This window comes from Rhodoferax sp. GW821-FHT02C08 (genome assembly GCF_059421805.1).
In genome coordinates, this window is the sequence record NZ_JBWKVR010000001.1 from 294,433 (window position 1) to 316,438 (window position 22,006).

General features: G+C 60.0%; 18 protein-coding genes. 7 read left to right on the plus strand and 11 right to left on the minus strand.

Annotation, left to right across the window (positions count from 1 at the left end; all coding sequences use genetic code 11):
- Nucleotides 1–8 precede the first annotated feature (8 nt).
- On the plus strand, nucleotides 9–2,786 hold the full coding sequence (prsT, locus tag AC07VY_RS01360; protein WP_495095873.1) for an XrtA/PEP-CTERM system TPR-repeat protein PrsT: 2,778 nt from the start codon (nucleotides 9–11) through the stop codon (nucleotides 2,784–2,786).
- A 40-nt stretch (nucleotides 2,787–2,826) separates the two neighbouring features.
- Nucleotides 2,827–3,600 carry a S1C family serine protease gene (locus AC07VY_RS01365; RefSeq protein WP_495095872.1) on the plus strand — a complete coding sequence of 258 codons (774 nt, stop codon included), beginning with the start codon at nucleotides 2,827–2,829 and terminating at the stop codon, nucleotides 3,598–3,600.
- 13 nt (nucleotides 3,601–3,613) lie between these two features.
- On the opposite strand, the gene AC07VY_RS01370 is transcribed toward AC07VY_RS01365, so the two are convergent.
- The 5 genes from AC07VY_RS01370 to hemA form a co-directional block, all read right to left on the minus strand.
- Nucleotides 3,614–4,609: an AAA family ATPase gene (locus AC07VY_RS01370; RefSeq protein ID WP_495075055.1), complete on the minus strand. Its 996-nt coding sequence runs from the start codon at nucleotides 4,607–4,609 to the stop codon at nucleotides 3,614–3,616.
- Between the two features lie 134 nt (nucleotides 4,610–4,743).
- Complete coding sequence (gene grxD / locus AC07VY_RS01375; protein WP_495075054.1) at nucleotides 4,744–5,070, minus strand: Grx4 family monothiol glutaredoxin; 327 nt, start codon at nucleotides 5,068–5,070, stop codon at nucleotides 4,744–4,746.
- A 161-nt stretch (nucleotides 5,071–5,231) separates the two neighbouring features.
- The gene (gene prmC, locus AC07VY_RS01380; protein ID WP_495095871.1) at nucleotides 5,232–6,239 is read right to left on the minus strand and encodes a peptide chain release factor N(5)-glutamine methyltransferase; all 1,008 of its coding nucleotides are present in this window, start codon (nucleotides 6,237–6,239) and stop codon (nucleotides 5,232–5,234) included.
- A 14-nt stretch (nucleotides 6,240–6,253) separates the two neighbouring features.
- The gene (gene prfA / locus AC07VY_RS01385; RefSeq protein ID WP_490592721.1) at nucleotides 6,254–7,336 is read right to left on the minus strand and encodes a peptide chain release factor 1; all 1,083 of its coding nucleotides are present in this window, start codon (nucleotides 7,334–7,336) and stop codon (nucleotides 6,254–6,256) included.
- A 205-nt stretch (nucleotides 7,337–7,541) separates the two neighbouring features.
- Complete coding sequence (hemA, locus tag AC07VY_RS01390) at nucleotides 7,542–8,810, minus strand: glutamyl-tRNA reductase (RefSeq protein ID WP_495075051.1); 1,269 nt, start codon at nucleotides 8,808–8,810, stop codon at nucleotides 7,542–7,544.
- A gap of 67 nt (nucleotides 8,811–8,877) precedes the next feature.
- Here hemA and AC07VY_RS01395 point away from each other — a divergent pair, with 67 nt between their 5' ends.
- Nucleotides 8,878–9,147, plus strand: coding sequence for a hypothetical protein (locus AC07VY_RS01395; RefSeq protein WP_495096101.1), 270 nt, complete (start codon nucleotides 8,878–8,880; stop codon nucleotides 9,145–9,147).
- On the opposite strand, the gene AC07VY_RS01400 is transcribed toward AC07VY_RS01395, so the two are convergent.
- The 6 genes from AC07VY_RS01400 to ugpB form a co-directional block, all read right to left on the minus strand.
- Nucleotides 9,130–9,969, minus strand: a complete 840-nt coding sequence (locus AC07VY_RS01400) for a GGDEF domain-containing protein (protein WP_495095870.1) — start codon at nucleotides 9,967–9,969, stop codon at nucleotides 9,130–9,132. The genes AC07VY_RS01395 and AC07VY_RS01400 overlap by 18 nt on opposite strands.
- 43 nt (nucleotides 9,970–10,012) lie before the next feature.
- Nucleotides 10,013–10,762 (minus strand): glycerophosphodiester phosphodiesterase, encoded by a 750-nt coding sequence (gene ugpQ, locus AC07VY_RS01405; RefSeq protein WP_495095869.1) that lies wholly within the window; start codon nucleotides 10,760–10,762, stop codon nucleotides 10,013–10,015.
- A gap of 5 nt (nucleotides 10,763–10,767) precedes the next feature.
- Nucleotides 10,768–11,802 carry a sn-glycerol-3-phosphate import ATP-binding protein UgpC gene (locus AC07VY_RS01410; protein WP_495095868.1) on the minus strand — a complete coding sequence of 345 codons (1,035 nt, stop codon included), beginning with the start codon at nucleotides 11,800–11,802 and terminating at the stop codon, nucleotides 10,768–10,770.
- Nucleotides 11,803–11,874: 72 nt separating this feature from the next.
- A complete protein-coding gene (ugpE, locus tag AC07VY_RS01415; protein WP_495095867.1) occupies nucleotides 11,875–12,726 on the minus strand; it encodes a sn-glycerol-3-phosphate ABC transporter permease UgpE in 852 nt (283 codons plus the stop codon).
- Nucleotides 12,727–12,906: 180 nt separating this feature from the next.
- Nucleotides 12,907–13,788 carry a sn-glycerol-3-phosphate ABC transporter permease UgpA gene (gene ugpA / locus AC07VY_RS01420; protein ID WP_495075045.1) on the minus strand — a complete coding sequence of 294 codons (882 nt, stop codon included), beginning with the start codon at nucleotides 13,786–13,788 and terminating at the stop codon, nucleotides 12,907–12,909.
- 156 nt (nucleotides 13,789–13,944) lie between these two features.
- A complete protein-coding gene (gene ugpB, locus AC07VY_RS01425; RefSeq protein WP_495075044.1) occupies nucleotides 13,945–15,252 on the minus strand; it encodes a sn-glycerol-3-phosphate ABC transporter substrate-binding protein UgpB in 1,308 nt (435 codons plus the stop codon).
- Nucleotides 15,253–15,532: 280 nt separating this feature from the next.
- Here ugpB and serA point away from each other — a divergent pair, with 280 nt between their 5' ends.
- From serA to ubiE, 4 genes are all read left to right on the plus strand, one after another.
- Nucleotides 15,533–16,762: a phosphoglycerate dehydrogenase gene (gene serA, locus AC07VY_RS01430; RefSeq protein ID WP_495095866.1), complete on the plus strand. Its 1,230-nt coding sequence runs from the start codon at nucleotides 15,533–15,535 to the stop codon at nucleotides 16,760–16,762.
- Nucleotides 16,763–16,880: 118 nt separating this feature from the next.
- Nucleotides 16,881–20,759, plus strand: a complete 3,879-nt coding sequence (locus tag AC07VY_RS01435) for a DUF3683 domain-containing protein (RefSeq protein ID WP_495095865.1) — start codon at nucleotides 16,881–16,883, stop codon at nucleotides 20,757–20,759.
- Nucleotides 20,759–21,172 carry a gamma-butyrobetaine hydroxylase family protein gene (locus AC07VY_RS01440; protein WP_495075041.1) on the plus strand — a complete coding sequence of 138 codons (414 nt, stop codon included), beginning with the start codon at nucleotides 20,759–20,761 and terminating at the stop codon, nucleotides 21,170–21,172. Before AC07VY_RS01435 ends, AC07VY_RS01440 begins: the two co-directional genes overlap by 1 nt.
- A gap of 84 nt (nucleotides 21,173–21,256) precedes the next feature.
- The gene (gene ubiE, locus AC07VY_RS01445) at nucleotides 21,257–21,988 is read left to right on the plus strand and encodes a bifunctional demethylmenaquinone methyltransferase/2-methoxy-6-polyprenyl-1,4-benzoquinol methylase UbiE (protein ID WP_495075040.1); all 732 of its coding nucleotides are present in this window, start codon (nucleotides 21,257–21,259) and stop codon (nucleotides 21,986–21,988) included.
- Nucleotides 21,989–22,006: the final 18 nt, after the last annotated feature.

The window sequence follows — 22,006 nt, forward strand, 5'->3', positions numbered from 1 at the left end:
ATGTAATAATGATTCAGCGATATAAAAATTCTCGTGGTATTTTGTGTGCAGTGGCCGTGGCTGCATTTTTGACTGCCTGTGGCAATGACAAGCCTGAGAGTTATCTGGCCTCTGCGAAGCAAAGCCTGGAGAAAAACGAGAAAAAAGCTGCAATCATTCAAATTAAAAATGCATTGCAAATTAACCCCAATTTACCTGAGGCTCGATTTTTATTGGGTAAAACACTGTTGAATTTGGGCGATTCGGCAGCAGCCGAGGTGGAGTTGGATAAGGCACGGGCTTTGAAATATTCCGACGATCTGGTTGTGCCGGAGCTTGCGAAAGCTTCGTTAGCCCAGGGCAAATTCAAGAAAGTAACCGACAGTTTTGCGAAAACCCAGCTTGAAACTGCTGCTGCAAAAGTTGAGTTGCAGCTAGCGTTGAGCACGGCATTTTTTGAGCAAGGAATGGCGGGGGCCGGGCAGGCGGCGTTGGATGCTGCTTTGGCCGAAGATCCTGAAAATGTCGATGCTTTGATCATGAGCGTCCGTCGGCAGGCCGCTAAAAATAATATGCCGGGCGCTCTGGCATCGATTGATGCGGTTATTAAAAAATCCCCCAGTAATGCCGATGCTTTGAAGCTGAAGGGTGATTTGGTGTTGAGTGCATCCAATGATCAGGATGCAGCTCTGGCTTTATATGAGAAGTCGGTGCAGGCCAAGCCCGGTTATTTGCCTGGCTATATGGGTATGCTGGTGCTGCTGATGCAGCAGGAAAAATTAGACGAGGCTGCTAAGAAATTGGAGGCGATGAAAGCGATCGCCCCCAATAGTCCACAAGTCAAATATTTTGAAACCCAGTTGGCTTATCAGAAGAAAGACTATAAGGCGGCAAGAGAGTTTTCTCAGCAACTGCTGAAGGTTGCTCCTACATATACGCGTGGCCTGCAATTAGCCGGGGCTATTGAATTTCAGTTGAATTCAATGTTGCAGGCGGAAATCTATTTAAACAAGGCCTTGACTGCCGCGCCAGAGCTTTCTTTGGCGCGTCGTATGTTGACTATGGTCTATCTGCGCACGGGGCAGGTATCCAAGGCGATCGCTACATTGGAGCCAGCATTAAGTCAGGAGCCTGTGGATGTCACGCTGTACTCTGTGGCTGGTGAAGCCTATATGCAAAATGGAGATGTCAAGAAGGCGGTTGATTATTTTGCAAAGGCTTCCAAGGTCGATCCTAAAAATGCAATGAAGAGAACATCGCTGGCTTTGGCGCATATGGCTGCCGGCGAAGGCGACATTGCATTTGTGGAGTTGCGTGATATTTCTGCATCTGATAGGGGAATTAGTGCCGATATGGCGTTGATTGGAGAGTATTTACGCAAGCAGGATTACGATAAAGCCTTGGCTGCGATTTCTGCGATGGAGAAAAAGGTTCCCGAAAACCCTATTTCACAAAATTTACGCGGCAAAATACTATTTGCACAGGGTAATGTGGCTGCGGCAAGAAAAAGTTTTGAGGCTTCTTCCAAATTAAATCCCAATTATTTTCCCGCTGTAGCAAGTCTTGCCGCTCTGGATATTGCGGAAAAAAAGCCGGATGAGGCATCTAAGCGATTTAACGCGATTCTTGCGAAGGATCCAAAGAATATGCAGGCTTTGCTAGCTCTGGCCGAGGTCCGCAAAGAAGCCGGAGGCAGCAAGGAGGAAGTCTCCAAATTGATTGCGAATGCTATTTCTGCTGATACATCAAATCCAGCACCACGTGTTTTGTTGGTGGATTATTATCTGGCAAACAAGGATGCCAAAGCGGCTTTATCAACAGCCCAGGACGCAACAACGGCATTGCCGGAAAGTCCTGAGTTGTTAGACGCCTTTGGGCGTGCCTTGCAGGCATCTGGAGATACAAACCAGGCGATTGCAACCTTCAATAAATTAGCAACCTTGCAACCTTTGTCTCCTTTGCCTCAAATGCGTTTGGCGAATGTGAATCTGGCTGCCAAAAACAAAGAAGCAGCAGTTCAAAATTTACAGAAGGCATTGGAGTTGAAGCCTGACCTATTGGATGCTCAGCGTGCTCTGGCGTTCTTGGATGCGACCTCTGATCGCTATCAAAATGCAATTACTACTGCGAGAACGATACAGCGACAACGCCCCAAAGAAAATATCGGATATATCTTGGAGGGTGACATATTTTCCGAGCAAAAGAAGTGGGATGAAGCGCTTGCAGCTTACCGATTGGGATTGAAGCAAACCAACTCGCTGGGAGCTGCTATAAAAATACACGCAGCTCTGGTGGCTTCCGGCAACAAACAAGATGCTGATAAATTTATAGCAACTTGGCTCAAGGAGCATCCAAAAGATACAGCTTTTATGTTGTATATGGCTGATGATGCTTTGGCAAAAAAAGACTATACGGTTGCTGAAAAATATTACACCAATGTTGTGCAATTGCAGCCCTCTAATGCTCTTGCGTACAATAATTTGGCGTGGGTTTCGGGGCAGCTGAAAAAAGATTCGGCTATAGGTTTTGCCGAAAAGGCTATCAATTTGATACCAAATCAACCCTCCTTCATGGATACCTTGGCCATGTTGTGGGCTGATAAGGGTGATTACGCCAAAGCAATTGAGATAGAAAACAAGGCTTTATCGCTGCAGCCTGGTAATGCAGTGCTTAAGCTGAATTTGGCAAAAATATATATCAAATCAGGTGATAAACAAAAAGCCAAATCCTTGTTGGAAGACTTGAATAAATTGGGTAAGGATTTTGCTTCGCATGAAGAGGTCGAGTCTGCACTCAAGACACTTTGATGTGTAATCAGCTTCTCGGCATATACGAATAGTAAATCGCATGAAAATATGCACATATTTTCGTTATGTGGTTTTGCTTGCACTTTTTGTTCAGGGCACCGCTCAGGCGGAACTGGCTGATGTGATTCCCCGCGTAAAGCCCTCGGTTGTTATCGTGGGCTATTACAAGAGTACCAACAGTCCCCGATTTTCTTTGCGCGGAACGGGGTTTGTGGTTGAGAACGGCAATCTTGCTGTCACCAATGCCCACGTACTGATGGGGCCGGCAGAGGATCCTGCAGGAGCCAGTTTGGCGTTGCAGATACGAGATTCCAAAGGGGAGCTGCAGATGCGCGCCGCATCGGTGTTGGAAGTGGACCGCGTCCACGATCTGGCTTTGCTACGGTTTGAAGGCGCGCCGGTTGCCGCACTGAATTTACGTGACTCCAAGAGTGTGCGTGAAGGGCAGTCCGTGGCGTTCATGGGCTTTCCCATTGGAGGGGCGCTGGGTTTTTCTTCGGTGACCCATCGCGCCATGGTGTCATCGATTACAGCGATCGTGTTGCCAGCGGCCACGGGTGCGCAGCTGACCGAGCGTTCTATCCGTAGTTTGCGTGACGGCAGCTTTGATATTTTTCAGCTGGATGGCACGGCCTATCCGGGCAACAGTGGTGGCCCGCTGTTTGATGCCGAGACCGGCGAAGTGGTGGGCATCGTCAATATGGTGTTTGTCAAAGGTACCAAAGAGTCGGCGATCAGCCAACCCTCTGGCATCAGCTATGCGATTCCGTCCAACTTTGTCGCGCAGCTGCTACAGCGGCAAAAGGCCAACTAAGTGGCCTGGGGCCTTACTGGATAAAGCCCATGCGGCTTTTGTGTTGCGAGGCACGGGGTAGGTCGTCTACCTTGATGGCATCGCGTCCATCCAGGCGGGCATTACCAAAACCGGTCATCAGCGCACGGCGCATTTCACGCGGGGCAAGTTCTGCCAGGGCGTCCAGCAGATCGCTGTTCGGTTCGGGTGCAAACCGCTCACCCCAACCATGCTCCGAGCGGATGGATTGGTAGAGGTTATTGGCAATCTGCCTCGCGGCCTCGGGTGAGGGCGGCTCGATTTCAAACACGTTCATCCGGTTCAGAATCGGCTCTGGAATGCCGCGCGGGTCGTTGGCCGTGGTGATCCAGATCACCTGGCTGGCGTCGATTGCGACTTCGGCGAACTCGTCCATGAAGTTCTGCGCCGTGTCGTGTTCCAGCAAGCTGTAGAGTGCGCCCAAGGGATCGTATTGGGCATCGGCACTGGCTTTGTCGATTTCGTCCACCACGATCACCGGGTTGGCATATTCACCGTCTATCAGTGCTTCGAATACCTTACCGGGTTTGGCGCCTTTCCATTGGGATGACGATCCGGACAGCAGCCAGCCCGCCGTCATGGAGCTCATGGGGACTAGGTTCATGCCGGTGCCCAGCAGGTCGGCCAGCTTCTTGGCGAAATGGGTTTTGCCTATGCCCGGCAGGCCCAGCAGCAGAATGGGCGTGACCTCTAGCCCATCGCGGCTGTCCTGGCTCAGGGCCACATGGCGTTTGACGTCGTCCAGCACGTCGGTGAAGTTCGGCAGGGCCTGGTACAGGGCCGACATCTCCGGCACGCCTGAGGGCTTGACCTGGAAGCGTTCGGGGCCGCGCTCCAGCATGCGCTCGTAGGTGCTGCGCAGGTTTTCGTGCTCTCGGCTGGGGAGTTTGGCCAGTTTGCGTTCGACTTCTTGCGTCTGGAAGACGCTGCGCACATTGGCGACGGGCAGTTGAAACTGCGGTACATGCGGAACAAGACTGCGGGATTCCATGAAAGACTCCTTGGTTGCTGGCACAGCTTCATTTCAGCATAAGCCGTGCCAGCACACCATGGTGGAACCCGTGGAAAAGTACCGTTTATTACAGCCTATGTGGATTCAGCACCACATAGGCGGTTGGCTGGGCTTCAGGCGGCCTTGGTGCCCAGCACCTGGTGCAGTTCACCGGATTCGTACATTTCCATCATGATGTCCGATCCGCCCACGAATTCGCCCTTGACGTAGAGCTGGGGGATGGTGGGCCAGTTGCTGTATTCCTTGATGCCTTGGCGAATTTCGTCGTCTTCCAGCACGTTCACGGTCTTGACCGTTTTGGCATCCACGCCACAGGCTTTCAGCAGCTGGATCGCGCGGCCCGAGAAACCGCATTGCGGGAAGCTGGCATTGCCCTTCATGAATAGCAGTACGTCGTTGGATTTGACCAGTGCATCAATACGTTGTTGTGCGTCGCTCATGGCGGGGCTCCTTGAAAATCAAACCGCTATTATTTCACTGCGCACGTTGCGGCGGAATGCGTACGCTGCTGTGCCCCCACATGGGCTAGGGCTGGTTGCTATGTTTTATGTAGCTGCTGGCGTAGGTTCTATCTGCGCCAGCGGCCAATATCTTATAAATTTCAGATGGGTCGCTGGCCACCGCTGCAGCGCTCTATGCCGGCGAGGTCCTGCCTGGATTGCACCTGCGTGAAGCCCTCTTGTTCCAGCAAAGCGCGCACAGCGGCGGCTTGGTCGTAGCCGTGCTCCAGCAGCAGCCAGCCACCGGCCTGCAAATGCGCGGGCGCCTGGCGGACGATCTGGCGGATGTCGTCCAGCCCGTCGGTGCCGGCGGTCAAGGCGCCTAGCGGCTCGTGTACCAGGGCGGGCAGATGCGGGTCTGCATCGGCAATATAAGGTGGGTTGGAGACGATCAGATCGAAGCTGCCGGACACCTGCGCCAGCCAGCTGCTGTGCAGAAACTGCACCGGCAGCGCCAGTCGCTGTGCATTGGCCTGGGCCACGGCCAAGGCATCGGCGCTGACATCCACCGCCGTGACCTGCGCCTGTGGCGTGGCGTGGCGGATGGCCAGGGCGATGGCGCCGCTTCCCGTGCCCAGGTCCAGTACCTGGGGCGTGGCCTGGCCCTGGAGGCGTTCCAGCGCCCAGTCCACCAGGGTTTCGGTGTCGGGGCGCGGTACCAGTACCCGTGCATCCACCTGTAGCGCTAGGCCAAAGAATTCGCGCTGGCCGGTGATATAGGCCACGGGTTCGCCTGCGCGGCGGCGGGTACAAGCCGTGCCAAAGACTGCGGCCTGCAGTGGATTCAAGGCGTCGTTGTTGTGGGCCATCAGCCAGGCGGAATCGGAGGGATTTTTGCCCAATACATGCAGCAGCAGCATGCGTGCATCCAGCTTGTCGATGCCGTGCTTTTGTGCGCCCAGCAGGGCGGTTTGCAGTGTGGCGACGGTATCTCCATACACCGAGGCTGGTGGGCGCTTGACAGCGCGTGCCACTTTGCCCAGGCCGGGGTGTTCGGGCCGTGGGGCCATGCGCTTGGCGCTTTTTTCCTGCGCGTCTTTCAGCGATTTGCTGGAGACCTTGGCGTAGCCGCCGCTGGGCTTGGGGCCTTTATTGATGGAGCGTGCCATGGGGTCCTTGGGGTTTAAGTGCCGACTTCGAGTTCGGCCAGTTGTTCGGCTTCTTGTGCAGCGCGCAGCGCGCCCAGCGGTTCGGCCAGGTCGCCTTCCATGATGAACAGCAGCTTGTACAGCGTGAGGTTGATGCGGTGGTCGGTCCAGCGGCCTTGCGGGAAGTTGTAGGTGCGGATGCGGTCGCTGCGGTCGCCGCTGCCGATCAGGCCCTTGCGTTCGGCGGCGTCCTTGGCGGCGCGTTCTGAGCGGTCCTTTTCATGGATGCGCGCCGTCAGTACCTTGAGCGCTTGCGCCTTGTTGCTGTGCTGGCTGCGGCCATCCTGGCATTCGGCGACGATGCCGGTGGGGATGTGGGTGATGCGTACAGCCGAGTCGGTCTTGTTGATGTGCTGGCCGCCGGCGCCGCTGGCGCGGTAAGTGTCGATGCGCAGGTCGGCCGGGTTGATCTTGATCGCTTCCTGCTCGTCCGGCTCGGCCAGCACCGCCACGGTGCAGGCGCTGGTGTGGATGCGGCCCTGGGTTTCGGTCGCGGGCACGCGCTGCACGCGGTGGCCACCGGACTCGAATTTCAGCTGGCCGTAGACGCCGTCACCCTCGATGCGCAGCACTACTTCCTTGTAGCCGCCAAGCTCACTCGGCGACTCGCTGACGATCTCGGTCTTCCAGCCCTGGCGCTCGGCGTAGCGGGTGTACATGCGCAGCAGGTCGGCGGCGAACAGGGCAGATTCATCACCACCGGTGCCGGCGCGGATTTCCATGAAGGCATTGCGCGCGTCGTCCGGGTCTTTGGGTAGCAGCATGCGCTGCAGTTCGGCTTCCAGTCGGGTCAGCTCGGCCTGGGCCGAGGTGATTTCTTCCTCGGCCATCTCGGCCATGTCGGGGTCGCTCTTCATTTCCTGCGCGGCGGCAAGGTCGGACTCGCGCTGGGTGTAGCGGGCAAAACGGGCCGCCACCTGGCCCACCTCGGTGTGTTCGCGTGACAGCAGCAAAAACTGCTTCATGTCGCCCATGATGTCCTCGCGGGACAGCAGAAAGTCGAGTTCGGCAAGGCGAAAGGCGTAGCGCTCAAGCTGTTGGCGGAGAAAGGGTTTCATAAAAATTGTGGCTCACCCCCAGGCTACGCTGCGCTTCGCCAACCCTCTTGCAGGGGGCGATACCAGTGGCCCGGCAAAGCCGGTTCCACGGTATCCCTGGGCAGGGCGTTTATGCAGTCTGGGGTGGGGCGTGACGAGGTAACTTAAATGGAGGGAGATGAAGGCCCCTGAAAAGCCAGGGCCGGAAGCGCAAGCGACAGCGTCGCTAACGCTCTTTGCGCAAAAACAGTTTGTGGATGGCCTGCACTGTGTGCTCGCGGCTGTGGGCATCGCCGGCGCGTAGCTCGGCCATGGCGCCGTGCAGCATCTTCTGCGTCAGGCCTTTGCTGAGCATGTCCAGCACGGCTTCGATGTCGTCGCCCTTGGCCAGCAGGCGCCGCGCGCGGGCCAGTTCGGCGGCGCGCCATTCGTCGGCCTGGGCGTTCAGCTGCTGGATCAGCGGCACCACGCCGTGCACCGGATCGCGCTGGTCCATCCAGTGCAGAAAGCTTTGCACGCCGGCGTCAATGATGACCTCGGCCTGCGCTACCGCAGCTTGGCGATTCGCCTGGCCGTTCTGCACCACGTGGGCCAAGTCGTCCACGGTGTAGAGGTACACGTCTTCCAGCGCCTTGACTTCGGGTTCGATATCGCGCGGCACGGCCAGGTCCACCATGAAGATGGGGCGGTGTTTGCGCAGTTTCAAGGCGCGCTCAACCGCACCCAGGCCGATGATGGGCAGGGTGCTGGCGGTGCAGCTGACGACGGCGTCGAATTCATGCAGGCGGCTGGGCAGATCGGCCAGACGCATGACTTCGCCGCCGAAACGGGTGGCGAGTTTTTCGCCGCGTTCCAGCGTGCGGTTGGCGATGGCAATGGATTTGGGGTTCTTGGCGGCAAAGTGGGTGGCCGCCAGTTCGATCATTTCACCGGCGCCGACAAACAGCACCCGGACCTGGCCCAGGTCTTCAAACAACTGGCTGGCCAGGCGCACCGCAGCCGCCGCCATGCTGATGGAGTGCGCGCCGATCTCGGTGGAGGTGCGTACTTCCTTGGCCACGGCGAACGAGCGCTGGAACAGCTGATTCAGGGTGGTGCCCAGGGCGCCGGCTTGTTCGGCCACGCGGACTGCGTCCTTCATCTGGCCCAGGATTTGCGGCTCGCCCAGCACCATGGAATCCAGCCCGCTGGCCACGCGGAAGGCGTGGCGCGCCACGGGGCCGTCTTGCAAGGTGTAGGAGTGCGAACGCAGCAAGGCGGGCGATACGCCACCGCTGTGGGCCAGCCAGTCCACCGTGTGGTCCAAGGCCTGTTGGTTGCCCGCACAGTAGATTTCGGTGCGGTTGCAGGTGGAGATGATGGCGGCTTCCGGGCCGGCCAGGGCGGCGCGCAAGCCTTGCAGCGTGGGCGCGATCTGGTCCAGGGCGAACGCAAACCGACCGCGCAAATCCAAGGGTGCGGTGGTGTGGTTAATGCCTAATGCCCAGACTGCCATTACCAGATTATAAAATTTGTGCGGCCCGAATTCGCCAGTTCGCGGCCAAAGCCTCAAAATTGCCGCTATGGGACCCATAGATTCATTGATTCACCTGCTGAACTTCGCCGCACCTGCCCTGGTTGTAGGGCTGCTGACGGCGCTGCTCGCCCGCATATTTATGAAAAAAAGGGCTGTAGCGCAGGGATTACTTGCGCAAGCAGCTATCAATTTTGTAGTGTGCCTGCTGGTGCTGCTGGGCGGGCTCTGGTTTTTCGGCCATGACGGCAAGATGGCGACCTATGCCGCGCTGGTGCTGGCCTGCGCCAGCAGCCAGTGGTTATTGACCGGCCGCTAGCGGGCTAGGCATAAAACCGCTGGGCGGTGTGGCCAGCCAGACCTGGTTGCGGCCCGCGCGTTTGGCGTCGTACAGCGCACGGTCGGCCTGTTGTACCAGGGTGTCCAGCGTGGTGGAAGACTGGGTCACGGTGCCGGCCGCGCCTATGCTGATTGTCACCCTTACAGCGCCTTGCGCGGCGTAGAGCTGGGCCGAGTAGGCCACGGTTTCGCGCATGCGCTCGGCCAGTTGGTGGGCCTGTTCGTAGCCGGTATTGGGCAGCAGCACCACAAATTCTTCACCGCCCCAGCGCGCCAGCAAATCGGTGGTGCGCAGCACCTGGGCGCAGCGCCGGCCTACTTCCACCAGTACCTGGTCACCCACGTCATGGCCGTGCTGGTCGTTGACGCGTTTGAAGTGGTCGATATCCAGTATCAGCAGGGCCAAGGGCAGGTCGTGGCGCTGGGCCAGGTCCAGCTCACGCTGGGCGGTTTGCATGAAGTGGCGTCGGTTGTGCAGGCCGGTCAGCACATCGGTCATGGACAGGGTGTGTGCTGTGTGTCGGGCCTGTTCCAATGCGGCCACCAGCGCGAAGATCAGGCTGCCGGGCAGCAGTGTCATGGGCAGTGGCACCAGCAGCGAGATGTAGAAGGCTTCGCCCATTTCGCCGTAACCCATCAGGCGGATATAGAGCCAGGTGAGCGCCAGCGACATCAGGGAAATGCTGGCACTGAACAGCAACGTGGTGCGCCACACACCCAGCCGCACGACTGCCCGTGAACAGCGCTGCAGTAGCGGTGTCAAAGCGGGAGCGGCTGAACGGGAAGTGGAGCGTGCTGGCATGCGCTGCAATGCTAGCAAACACTGCCGCAGCAGGGTGTGCGCCTCAATCCGCGGGCGAGAACAGGTCCACGCGGTCGGTGATGACGCCGTCGGTTTCCAGGGCCAGCAGGCGCTGCACGGACTCGGCGTCGTTGACGGTGTAGCTGGAGGTGCGCAGACCAGCAGCTTTGACGCGGGCCACGGTGTCGGCATTCCACAGCGTGTGGTTGCAGATGATGGCGACGCAACCCAGCTCCAGTGCGGCTTCCAGCCAGCCGTCCCAGAGTTCATCCAGCAGCAGGCCGCGTGGTAGAGCGGGCTGGGCGGCTTTGGCGCCTTCTAGCGACTCGGTGCTGAAAGAGCTGAGCAGCGGTGGCACGGCATGGCCGCGCCACAGGCGGGACGCGTGGTGCGCCACGGCTTCGCCGGTGAGGCGTTCCACACCAGGCGTGGGTTTGATCTCGATGTTCAAAAAGTAGCTGTTGCGCAGGCAGAAGGCGGCGATGTTGTCCAGCGTGGGCAGGGTTTCGCCCGCATAGTTGCGCGAATGCCAGCTGCCAGCGTCTAGCTGGGCCAGTGCACTCCAGGCATGGTCGCCGCCCAGGCCTTTGCCGGTGCTGGTGCGCTCCAGCGTGTCATCGTGCAGCAAAAACGGCACGCCGTCGGCGCTGAGTTTGACGTCGCACTCAAACATGCGGTAGCCGTGTTGTGCTCCCAGGCGAAATGCGGCGAGGGTGTTTTCAGGAGCCAGTTTGCCCGCGCCACGGTGGGCGACCCAGCGGGGGTAGGGCCAGTTGCTTGCGGTGATTTGCATGGAATTCAGGGGGTTAAGCGTTTTCCGGTGTCGCTATTAAACCAGTGCAGCTTATCTGTGCGCGGCGTGGCGTGGATGGTGCTGCCGATGGCGGGTGCGGCTTCGCTTTCTTCGGTGCGGATGATCAGCAGCTCGCTGCTGGGGCCGGCGCCCAGACGCGCGTAGGTCAGGCGTTCCGCGCCCAGCATTTCGGTGGTTTCCACGGTCAGCGGCCAGCCGTCGGCGCTGAGCTGCAGATGCTCGGGGCGTATGCCCAGGATGGCGTCGGCCGGGCCGCCCAGGCTGGTGTTGGGGGCAGTCTTCAGCAGGTTCATGGGCGGACTGCCTATGAAGCTGGCGACAAAGGTGCTGGCGGGCCGGGTGTAGACCTCTTCGGGCGTGCCAAACTGTTCCATCACGCCGCCGTTCATCACGATCATGCGCTGCGCCAGCGTCATGGCCTCGACCTGGTCGTGGGTGACGAACAGGCTGGTGATGCCCAGTTCGCGGTGCAGCTTCTGGATTTCCAGCCGGGTCTGGGCGCGCAGCTTGGCATCCAGGTTGGAGAGTGGCTCGTCGAACAGAAACACCTGCGGCTGGCGAACGATGGCACGGCCCATGGCGACGCGTTGGCGCTGGCCGCCGGACAGCTCACGCGGCTTGCGTGCCAGGAACTGGCCCAGCTCCAATATCTTGGCGGCCTTGTCTACGCGGGTCTTGATGTCGGCCTCGGATACTTTGGCGATCTTCAGGCCGTAGGCCATGTTGTCGAACACCGTCATGTGCGGGTACAGCGCATAGTTCTGGAACACCATGGCGATGTCGCGTTCGCTGGGTTCCAGGTTGTTGACCACGCGCCCGCCGATGGAGATGGTGCCGTCGCTGACTTCCTCCAGCCCGGCAACCATGCGCAACAGGGTGGATTTGCCACAGCCCGAGGGGCCGACGATGACGATGAATTCGCCGTCTGCAATCTCGGCGTTGACGCCGTGGATCACCTGGTTGGCGCTGGCGCCTTTGCCGTAGCGCTTGATGACGTTCTTGAGTGTGATGGCGGCCATAAATTGTTCTGCTAGTCTTTTAATAGCTGCTGGCGCAGGTGTTACCTGCGCTAGAGCCCAATTTCTTTTAAATTACTTTTCTGTATCCACCAGGCCTTTAACGAACCACTTTTGCATCAGCATCACCACTAAGGCAGGTGGCAACATCGCCAGAATGGCCGTGGCCATCACCAGGTTCCACTCAGTCTGGCCGTCGCCGCCGGAGATCATGCGTTTGATGCCGATCACCACCGGGTACATGTTCTCGTTGGTGGTCACCAGCAGCGGCCACAGGTACTGGTTCCACCCGTAGATGAACTGGATCACGAACAGCGCGGCCATGCTGGTGCGTGACAGCGGCAGCAGGATGTCCCAGAAGAAGCGCATGGGGCCCGCGCCGTCCATGCGTGCGGCCTCCACCAGCTCGTCCGGCACACCCATGAAGAACTGGCGGAATAAAAAGGTGGCGGTGGCCGAGGCAATCAGCGGAATCGTCAGGCCGGCGTAGCTGTCCAGCATCCCCAAGTCGGCCACCACCTTGTAGGTCGGGCCTATGCGCACTTCGACCGGCAGCATCAGGGTGACAAAGATCATCCAGAAGAAGAACTGCTTGAACGGAAAGCGGAAGTACACCAGCGCAAATGCCGACAGCAGCGAAATGGCGATCTTGCCTATGGCAATCACCAGGGCGGTGACCAGGCTGACCACCATCATGCGGCCCACTGCCGCGTTGGAGCCGCCGTGGGCGCCTGTGCCTTGCAATGCGGCTGTGTAGTTTTCAACCAGGTGGGAGCCGGGCAGCACGGGGATGGGGCGCTGCACCATCTCGGATGCGGTGTGGGTAGAGGCGACAAAGGTGATGTAGACCGGAAAGGCCACGATCAGCACGCCCAGAATCAGAATCACATGGGCCAGCATGCCCATGGTGGTGCGGCGCTCAACCATGCTAAAGCACCCCCCCAGGCTGCGCGCACTGCCCCGGAGTCGGCTGGAAAAGCCGAGCACGCAGGTCGCTACTCCAACCCCCTGCAGGGGGCGATACCGACGGCCCGGCAAAGCCGGTTCCGTGGTATCCCACGCTAGGTGTGTCTGCCCCGTTCCGTTGAGTCATGGAATAAGCAGCCATCAATAATTCACTTTCTTTTCGACAAACTTGAACTGCACCACGGTCATGGCGACCACGATCACCATCAGCACTACCGACTGCGCGGCCGAGCCGCCTAGGTCCATGGCCTTGAAGCCGTCGAAGTACACCTTGTAGACCAGGATGGCCGTGTCCTTGCCCGGTCCGCCCTGGGTGGTGGAGTCGATGATGGCGAAGGTGTCGAAGAAGGCATACACGATGTTGATCACCAGCAGAAAGAAGCTGGTGGGGGTGAGCAGCGGAAACTGGATGGTCCAGAAGCGGCGCCAGGGCCGCGCCCCGTCCATGGCCGCGGCTTCGATCAGCGACTTGGGAATCGACTGCAAGCCCGCCAGGAAGAACAGAAAGTTGTACGACAGCTGCTTCCACACCGCCGCCATCACCACCAGGGCCATGGCGTGGCGGCTGTTCATCAGGTGGTTCCAGTCGATGCCCAACAGGCCCAGCCAGTAGGCCACGATGCCGATGCTGGGCGAGAACATGAATAGCCACAGCACGCCAGCGACTGCAGGTGCAACCGCATAGGGCCAGATCAGCAAGGTTTTGTAGATGCTGCTGCCGCGCACCACGCGGTCGGCAAACACGGCCAGTAGTAGCGACAGGCCTATGCCCAGCACCGCTACCAGGATGGAGAACACGGCGGTGGTCTGGAACGAGGCCATGTAGCTGGCGTCGTTCCACAGGTTGCGGAAGTTGTCCAGCCCGACCCAGTCCACCGAGGTGCCAAACGCGTCAGACTGCTGCAGCGATTGCAGCATGGCCTGGCCCGCGGGCCAGAAAAAGAAGATGCAGATCACCACCATCTGGGGCGCGATCAGCACCCAGGGCAGCCAGGCCGATTTAAAGACGACGCGTTTTTCCATGGATGTTCAGCTAGCTTTGTTTTTGTTGTTCACTACCACGCGTGTTGAGCGCAACGGTTTTCAGCCCAGGAACCCGTGGAACCGGCTCTGCCGGGCCACTGGGTTCGCCCCCTTCAAGGGGGGTGGCGAAAACGCGCAGCGTGTAGCCTGGGGGTGTTACTGTTTATTTGCTTTTTCGAAGCGTTCCAGTTGCTCGTTGCCGCGCAGCACGATGGAGTCCAGGGCTTCCTTGGCGGACTTCTTGCCGGCCCAGACTTGTTCCAGTTCTTCGTCCTCGATCGCACGCACCTGCAGGTAGTTGCCCAGGCGGATACCACGCGAGTTGGTGGTGGTCTTGCGGATCATCTGGGTCGGTGCGACATCGGTGCCGGGGTTCTCTTGGTAGAAGCCCGACTTTTCGGTCAGTGCGAATGAGGCCGTGGTCACGGGCAGGTAGCCGGTGCGCTTGTGGCTGGCGGACTGCACTTCTGCGTTCGACAGATAGGTGAAGAACTTGGCCACGCCCTTGTATTCATCCGACTTCTTGCCGGCCAGTACCCACAGGCTGGCGCCGCCGATCACCGTGTTTTGCGGTGCGCCGGGCACATCGGGGTAGTAGGGCAAGGCGGACTCGCCAAAGGCGAACTTGGCGTTCTTCTTCACGTTGCCGTAGAAGCCGCTGGAGGTGGTGGTCATGGCGCATTCGCCGGACACAAAGCTGGCTTCAGGGATGTTGCCGCGGCCCTTGTAGACGAACAGGCCTTGCTTGGCCATATTGCCCAGGTTCTCGATGTGGCGCACATGCAGCGGCGAGTTGATCTTCATGCGGGCGTCCATGCCGCCCAGGCCGTTGGCCTTGGTGGCGAACTCGACGTTATGCCAGGTGGAGAAGCTTTCCAGCTGGGTCCAGCCCTGCCAGGCGATGGTCAGTGGGCATTTGTGGCCGCTGGCCTTGAGCTTGGCGGCCGCCAGCGCCACTTCGGGCCAGGTGCTGGGGGCTTTGTTAGGGTCCAGGCCGGCGGCCTTGAACGCGTCCTTGTTGTAATAGAACACGGTGGTCGAGCTGTTGAACGGGAAGCTCATCATCTGGCCGTTGGCTGCGGTGTAGTAGCTGGCCACGGCGGGGATGTAGACGCTGGGGTCGAACTTCTCGCCGGCGTCCTTCATGACCTGGCCGACCGGCACGATGGCCTTCTTGCTGGCCATCATGGTGGCGGTGCCCACTTCAAATACCTGCAGGATGTGCGGCGCGTTGCCGGCGCGGAAGGCGGCAATCGCGGCAGTCATGGATTCGTCGTACTGGCCCTTGTAGGTCGGCACGATCTTGTATTCCTTTTGGCTCGCATTGAAGTCTTTTGCGAGGTCGTTGACCCATTCGCCATTGACCGAGTTCATGGAGTGCCACCACTGGATCTCGGTCTGTGCCTGCGCGGAAAGAACAGCGGTGGCAGCCACTGCGGCCAGCGCTAAACGGTTGAATTGCATGGAGTCTCCTGGGGGAACGGTAAGAGCGTCAAAGGGGTCGATGCTAGGTGCCGCTTATGACAAAACAGTGAAATTTTGGCGCGTAACTGACGAAATCTATAGCGGGAAAACCCGTTCGTATGGCTGCGTTTCATTGCGTTTGTTTGCGTTTTTCTGGAGTTTTTGCCCCAAGCGCGCATAGCCCTGGTGCCAGCAATGCCGCCTTTCGGCGGGTGCGTTTGCTGCGGTGCAGCATGCTAGGATCATCGCCCCTTCCTCTCTACCTGACGCCGGGCAACGCATGCGCAAGACCTCTCTGGACAAAAGCAAGATCAAGTTTCTTTTACTGGAGGGCGTGCACCCTTCCGCGCTGGAGGTACTGCGCAGTGCTGGCTATTCCCAGATCGAGAGCTTGCCCGGTGCTTTGCCAGAAGAGCAACTGAAGGAGAAGATTGCCGATGCGCATTTCATCGGCATCCGCTCGCGCACCCAGCTGACGGCGGACGTGTTTGCCCATGCCGGCAAGTTGGTTGCCGTGGGCTGCTTCTGCATAGGCACCAACCAGGTGGACTTGGAGGCTGCGCGCGAGCGCGGCATTGCGGTGTTCAATGCGCCGTTTTCCAATACCCGCTCGGTCGCCGAACTGGTGCTGGCCGAGGCGATCCTGTTGCTGCGCGGCATCCCAGAGAAAAGCGCGGTCGCGCACCGCGGCGGCTGGCTCAAGTCGGCCGAGAATTCGTTCGAGATCCGCGGCAAGACCCTGGGCATCGTCGGCTACGGCTCCATCGGCACCCAGCTGTCGGTGCTGGCCGAGGCCCTGGGCATGCAGGTCTGTTTTTATGACGTGGTGACCAAGCTGCCGCTGGGCAATGCGCGCCAGGTGGCGAATCTGCACGAGCTGTTGGGCCAGAGCGACATCGTCACCCTGCATGTGCCTGAAACCGCGGCCACCCAGTGGATGATTGGCCCGGCCGAGATTGCCGCGATGAAGCAGGGCGGCATTTTGATCAACGCCGCGCGCGGCACAGTGGTGGATATCGATGCCCTGGCCACGGCCCTGAAAGCCCAGAAGCTGCTGGGTGCCGCCATCGACGTATTCCCCGAAGAGCCACGCAGCAACAAGGACGAGTTCCAGTCGCCCTTGCGAGGGCTGGACAACGTGATACTGACCCCGCATGTCGGCGGCTCCACCATGGAGGCGCAGGCCAATATCGGCCTGGAAGTGGCGGAAAAGCTGGTCAAGTACAGCGACAACGGCACCTCCACCTCGTCGGTCAACTTCCCCGAGGTGGCGCTCAGCAGCCATTCCGGCAAGCACCGTTTGCTGCACATCCACCACAACGTGCCCGGCGTGCTATCGGCGGTAAACCAGGTGTTCAGCGACAACCGCATCAACATTGCCGCCCAGTTCCTGCAGACCAACGAGAAGATTGGCTATGTGGTGATAGATATAGACGCTGCGTCCAGTGATTTGGCCTTGGAGAAGCTGGCCCACGTGCCCGGCACCATCCGCAGCCGCGTCCTCTTTTAATTCGTTTGTCGCCTCTGGACAACCTGCTGTCGGCGGGGTGATAGAGCGCTGCCCTAAAATTGCTACCCGAACTGTCATCCCAGGCCCATGGGCGCTGCAGCCCACCCAGGTTATCTCCATGAATGCTCCCACCGCCTTGTCCACCCTGTTGTCGCAAGCGCCCGAGGCCGTGCGCCTGCGCGAAATTCCGTATAACTACACCTCGTTTTCCGACCGTGAGATCGTGATTCGCCTGCTCGGCGCACGTGCCTGGGATGTGCTGAACTCGTTGCGCCAGGAGCGCCGCACCGGTCGTTCGGCCCGCATGCTGTACGAGGTACTGGGCGACATCTGGGTGGTGCAGCGCAATCCTTATTTGCAAGACGATCTGCTGGACAGCCCCAAGCGCCGCAAGCAGCTGGTCGATGCCTTGCACCACCGCCTGGACGAGGTGGGCAAGCGCCGTAAGCCTGATGTCGACAGTGAGCGCGATGCCTTGGTGGGCGAGCTGCTGGTGGCCGCCACTGCGGCCGTCACCCAGTTTGGAGCTACCTTTACCCAGGTGGCGGATCTGCGCCGCAAGACCGCGCGCGTGCTGGGCAAGCTGACCGCCAAGGACAACATCAAGTTTGACGGCCTGAGCCGCGTGAGCCACGTGACCGACGCCACCGACTGGCGCGTTGAATACCCGTTCGTGGTGCTGACCCCGGACTCGGAGTTTGAGATGGCCGGCCTGGTCAAGGGCTGCATCGAACTCGGCCTGACCATCATCCCTCGCGGCGGCGGCACCGGCTACACCGGCGGCGCGATCCCGCTGACCTGGAACAGCGCGGTGATCAACACCGAAAAGCTCGAAGCCATGACTGAGGTGGAAATGGTGACTCTGCCCGGCGTCGACCACCCGGTGGCCACCATCTACAGCGAAGCCGGTGTGGTGACCCAACGCGTGGCCGATGCGGCCGAGCGCGGCGGCTATGTGTTCGCGGTCGACCCGACCTCAGCCGAGGCCTCCTGCATAGGCGGCAATATCGCCATGAATGCGGGCGGCAAGAAGGCTGTGCTGTGGGGCACGGCGCTGGACAACCTGGCCTCCTGGCGCATGGTGACGCCCGACGCGCAGTGGCTGGAAGTCACCCGCCTGAACCACAACCTGGGCAAGATCCACGACGTGGAAGTGGCCAGCTACGAGCTGCAATATTTCGAGGCCGACGGCAAAACCAAGATACGCACCGAGCGCCTGGATATCCCCGGCAAGACCTTCCGCAAGGAAGGCCTGGGCAAGGACGTGACCGACAAGTTTCTGGCCGGCTTGCCCGGTATCCAGAAAGAAGGCTGCGACGGCCTGATCACCAGCGGCCGCTGGGTGGTGCACCGCATGCCGGCGCACACCCGCACCGTCTGCCTGGAGTTTTTTGGCGATGCCAAGAACGCCGTGCCCAGCATCGTCGAGATCAAGGACTTCATGTTCGCCGAGCAAAAGCGCACCGGCGTGCTGCTGGCCGGCCTGGAGCATCTGGACGACCGCTACCTGAAGGCTGTGGGCTACACCACCAAATCCAAGCGCGGCGGCCTGCCGAAAATGGCCTTGTTTGGCGACATTGCCGGCGACAACGCCGACGACGTGGCCCGTGCGACCAGCGAAGTGGTGCGCATCGCCAATTCGCGCAGCGGCGAAGGCTTCATCGCCATCAGCCCCGAGGCGCGCAAAAAGTTCTGGCTGGACCGCAAGAAGACCGCCGCCATCAGCCGGCACACCAACGCCTTCAAGATCAACGAAGACGTGGTGATCCCGCTGCCGCGCATGGCCGAGTACACCGACGGCATCGAGCGCATCAACATCGAGCTCAGCCTGAAGAACAAGCTGGAGCTGTGCGACGCATTGCAGGAGTTCTTCAGCCGCGGCAATTTGCCCCTGAGCAAGGGCGACGAGGATGGCGATGTGCCGTCCCCCGAGCTGCTGGAAGAACGCGTGGTGCAGGCCCAGAGCCTGGTGGCCGAGACCCGTGCCCTGTGGCAGGGTTGGCTGGACGGCGTGGAAACCCTGTTTCCGCAGCTGCAAGACCACAGCCTGCGCGCCAGCTGGAAGACGCAGATCCGCGCCCAGCTGCAAAACATCTTCACCGGTGCTGGCTTCAAGGGCATCCTGGACGAATGCACCGCCATCCACAAGACCGTGCTCAAGGGCCGGGTCTGGGTGGCCCTGCACATGCACGCCGGCGACGGCAATGTGCACACCAATCTGCCGGTCAACAGCGACAACTACGAGATGCTGCAGACCGCCCACGAGGCCGTCAAACGCATCATGGCGCTGGCCCGCAGCCTGGACGGCGTGATCTCCGGCGAGCACGGCATCGGCATCACCAAGCTGGAGTTTCTGAGCGACGCCGAGATGCAGCCGTTCACCGACTACAAGCAGCGCGTGGACCCCGAAGGCCGCTTCAACAAAGGCAAGCTGCTACGAAATTCGCAGCTGCACGCGCAGGCAGGTGTTGCGCTAGAGGCCGATTTGACCAATGCCTACACCCCGAGCTTCGGGCTGATGGGCCACGAGTCGCTGATCATGCAGCAGAGCGATATCGGCGCGATTGCCGACAGCATGAAGGACTGCCTGCGCTGCGGCAAATGCAAGCCCGTCTGCGCCACCCACGTGCCGCGCGCCAACCTGCTGTACAGCCCGCGCAACAAGATTCTGGCCACCTCGCTGCTGGTCGAGGCCTTCTTGTACGAAGAGCAGACCCGGCGCGGCGTCAGCATCAAGCATTGGGAGCAGTTCGAAGACGTGGCCGACCACTGCACGGTGTGCCACAAATGCCTGTCGCCTTGCCCGGTGAAGATCGACTTCGGCGATGTGACCATGAACATGCGCAACCTGTTGCGCAAGATGGGTAAGAAGAGCTTCCGCCCCGGCAATGCCGCAGCCATGTTCTTCCTGAACGCGACGAATCCCGAGACCATCAAGTTCGTGCGCTCGGCCATGGTGGACGTGGGCTTCAAGGTGCAGCGCCTGGCCAATGACCTGCTGCGTCCTGCGGCCAAGAAGCAGACCGCCGCACCGCGTGCCAGCCTGGGCACCGCGCCGATCAAAGAGCAGGTGATCCACTTCATCAACAAGAAGATGCCGGGCAATCTGCCCAAGAAGACGGCGCGCGCGCTGCTGGATATCGAGGACAAGGACTACGTGCCCATCATCCGCAATCCGGTGGCAACCACCAGCGAATCGGAAGCGGTGTTCTACTTTCCCGGCTGCGGCTCGGAGCGACTGTTCAGCCAGGTCGGCCTGGCCACCCAGGCCATGCTCTGGCATGCCGGCGTGCAGACCGTGCTACCGCCTGGCTACCTGTGCTGTGGCTACCCGCAAAAGGGCAGCGGCCAGTTCGACAAGGCCGACAAGATCATCACCGACAACCGGGTGCTGTTCCACCGTGTGGCGAATACGCTGAACTACCTGGACATCAAGACCGTGGTGGTGTCGTGCGGAACCTGCTACGACCAGCTGCAGGGGTATGAATTCGACAAGATTTTCCCCGGCTGCCGCATCATCGATATCCACGAATACCTGCTGGAGAAGGGCATCACCCTGGGCAACGGCGGCACCTATCTGTACCACGACCCCTGCCACACGCCGATGAAGCTGCAGGAGCCGATGAAGACGGTGAAGGCGCTGCTGGGCGACCAAGTGACCGAGAGCAAGCGTTGCTGCGGCGAGTCCGGCACCCTGGGCGTGACCCGGCCCGACATCTCCACACAGATTCGCTTCCGCAAGGAAGAAGAGCTGCGCAAGTCCGAAACCGCGCTGCGCGAATCCGGCCAGGTGGGTCCGCAAGAGAATTTGAAGATATTGACCAGCTGCCCCAGCTGCCTGCAAGGCCTGAGCCGCTACGGTAACGACTTGCAGAACGGCCTGCTGGAAGCCGACTACATCGTGGTCGAAATGGCCAACCAGATCCTGGGCGACCAGTGGCTGCCGACCTATGTGGCGCAAGCCAACAACGGTGGCATTGAGCGGGTGTTGGTCTGATGGCCGGCTTGACGGCGGGATCGCCGACCCCACAAGACATCACCGTGCACGGCCAGTCCAAGGTACTGGAAGTGAGCTTCTCCGATGGCGCCAGCTTCCGCATTCCGTTCGAGTTGATGCGCGTGTATTCGCCCTCCGCCGAGGTGCAAGGCCATGGCCCAGGCCAGGAAACCCTGCAGACCGGCAAGCGCGAAGTCACCCTGGTGGGGTTGGAGCCGGTAGGCAACTACGGAGTGCAGCCCACGTTTTCCGACGGCCACAGCACCGGTATCTTCACCTGGGACTACTTGTATTTCCTGGGGGCGGAACAAGAAAGGCTTTGGGCCGAATACGACCAGCGCCTGGCCGCCGCCGGGCTGGATCGCGATGCGCCCATGGTCGACAATAAGGGCCATGGCTGCGCCAGCCACTGAGTTGCTGGCGGCTATACTTTTGATAGCTGCTTGCGCAGGAATTACCTGCGCTACAGCCCTATTTTATTGAAACGGTGCGCTGAGATGACTTCTACCCATTTTGGTTTTCAGTCGGTGGACGAGAGCGAAAAGGCCCGCCATGTGCGCGGCGTGTTCGACTCGGTGGCCAGCAAGTACGACTTGATGAACGACTTGATGTCCGCCGGGCTGCACCGCGCCTGGAAGGCCTACACCGTGCTGGTGGCCGACATCCGCGAAGGCCACCAGGTGTTGGATATCGCCGGCGGCACGGGTGATCTGTCCATGGCGTTTGCCAAGAAGGTCGGCAAGACCGGGCGCGTGGTGCATACCGACATCAACGAAGCCATGCTGCGTACCGGCCGCGACCGGCTGATCGACAAGGGCATCGTGCTGCCCACCATGGTCTGCGATGCGGAAAAGCTGCCGTTCGAAGATGCCAGCTTTGACCGTGTCAGCGTGGCCTTTGGCCTGCGCAATATGACCCACAAGGATGTGGCCCTGGCCGAGATGTGCCGCGTGCTCAAGCCCGGCGGCAAGCTGCTGGTGTTGGAATTTTCGAAAGTGGCCCAACCTCTGGAGAAGGCGTACGACTGGTATTCCTTCAAGGTGCTGCCCCGTTTGGGCAAGCTGGTGGCGGGTGACGACGCCAGCTACCGTTACCTGGCCGAGTCCATCCGTATGCACCCGGGCCAGCAGGAACTGAAGACCCTGATGCAGGGCGCCGGCTTTGGCCATGTGGATTACCACAACCTTACCGGTGGCATGGTGGCTTTACACGTGGGTATCAAGTGCTAGCCGTGTTCCCGTATAACT

Coding starts and splice junctions, on each gene's coding strand:
- prsT (WP_495095873.1), top strand. CDS start 9: ATGATTCAGCGATATAAAAATTCTCGTGGTATTTTGTGTGCAGTGGCC.
- AC07VY_RS01365 (WP_495095872.1), top strand. CDS start 2,827: ATGAAAATATGCACATATTTTCGTTATGTGGTTTTGCTTGCACTTTTT.
- AC07VY_RS01370 (WP_495075055.1), bottom strand. CDS start 4,609: ATGGAATCCCGCAGTCTTGTTCCGCATGTACCGCAGTTTCAACTGCCC.
- grxD (WP_495075054.1), bottom strand. CDS start 5,070: ATGAGCGACGCACAACAACGTATTGATGCACTGGTCAAATCCAACGAC.
- prmC (WP_495095871.1), bottom strand. CDS start 6,239: ATGGCACGCTCCATCAATAAAGGCCCCAAGCCCAGCGGCGGCTACGCC.
- prfA (WP_490592721.1), bottom strand. CDS start 7,336: ATGAAACCCTTTCTCCGCCAACAGCTTGAGCGCTACGCCTTTCGCCTT.
- hemA (WP_495075051.1), bottom strand. CDS start 8,810: ATGGCAGTCTGGGCATTAGGCATTAACCACACCACCGCACCCTTGGAT.
- AC07VY_RS01395 (WP_495096101.1), top strand. CDS start 8,878: ATGGGACCCATAGATTCATTGATTCACCTGCTGAACTTCGCCGCACCT.
- AC07VY_RS01400 (WP_495095870.1), bottom strand. CDS start 9,969: ATGCCAGCACGCTCCACTTCCCGTTCAGCCGCTCCCGCTTTGACACCG.
- ugpQ (WP_495095869.1), bottom strand. CDS start 10,762: ATGCAAATCACCGCAAGCAACTGGCCCTACCCCCGCTGGGTCGCCCAC.
- AC07VY_RS01410 (WP_495095868.1), bottom strand. CDS start 11,802: ATGGCCGCCATCACACTCAAGAACGTCATCAAGCGCTACGGCAAAGGC.
- ugpE (WP_495095867.1), bottom strand. CDS start 12,726: ATGGTTGAGCGCCGCACCACCATGGGCATGCTGGCCCATGTGATTCTG.
- ugpA (WP_495075045.1), bottom strand. CDS start 13,788: ATGGAAAAACGCGTCGTCTTTAAATCGGCCTGGCTGCCCTGGGTGCTG.
- ugpB (WP_495075044.1), bottom strand. CDS start 15,252: ATGCAATTCAACCGTTTAGCGCTGGCCGCAGTGGCTGCCACCGCTGTT.
- serA (WP_495095866.1), top strand. CDS start 15,533: ATGCGCAAGACCTCTCTGGACAAAAGCAAGATCAAGTTTCTTTTACTG.
- AC07VY_RS01435 (WP_495095865.1), top strand. CDS start 16,881: ATGAATGCTCCCACCGCCTTGTCCACCCTGTTGTCGCAAGCGCCCGAG.
- AC07VY_RS01440 (WP_495075041.1), top strand. CDS start 20,759: ATGGCCGGCTTGACGGCGGGATCGCCGACCCCACAAGACATCACCGTG.
- ubiE (WP_495075040.1), top strand. CDS start 21,257: ATGACTTCTACCCATTTTGGTTTTCAGTCGGTGGACGAGAGCGAAAAG.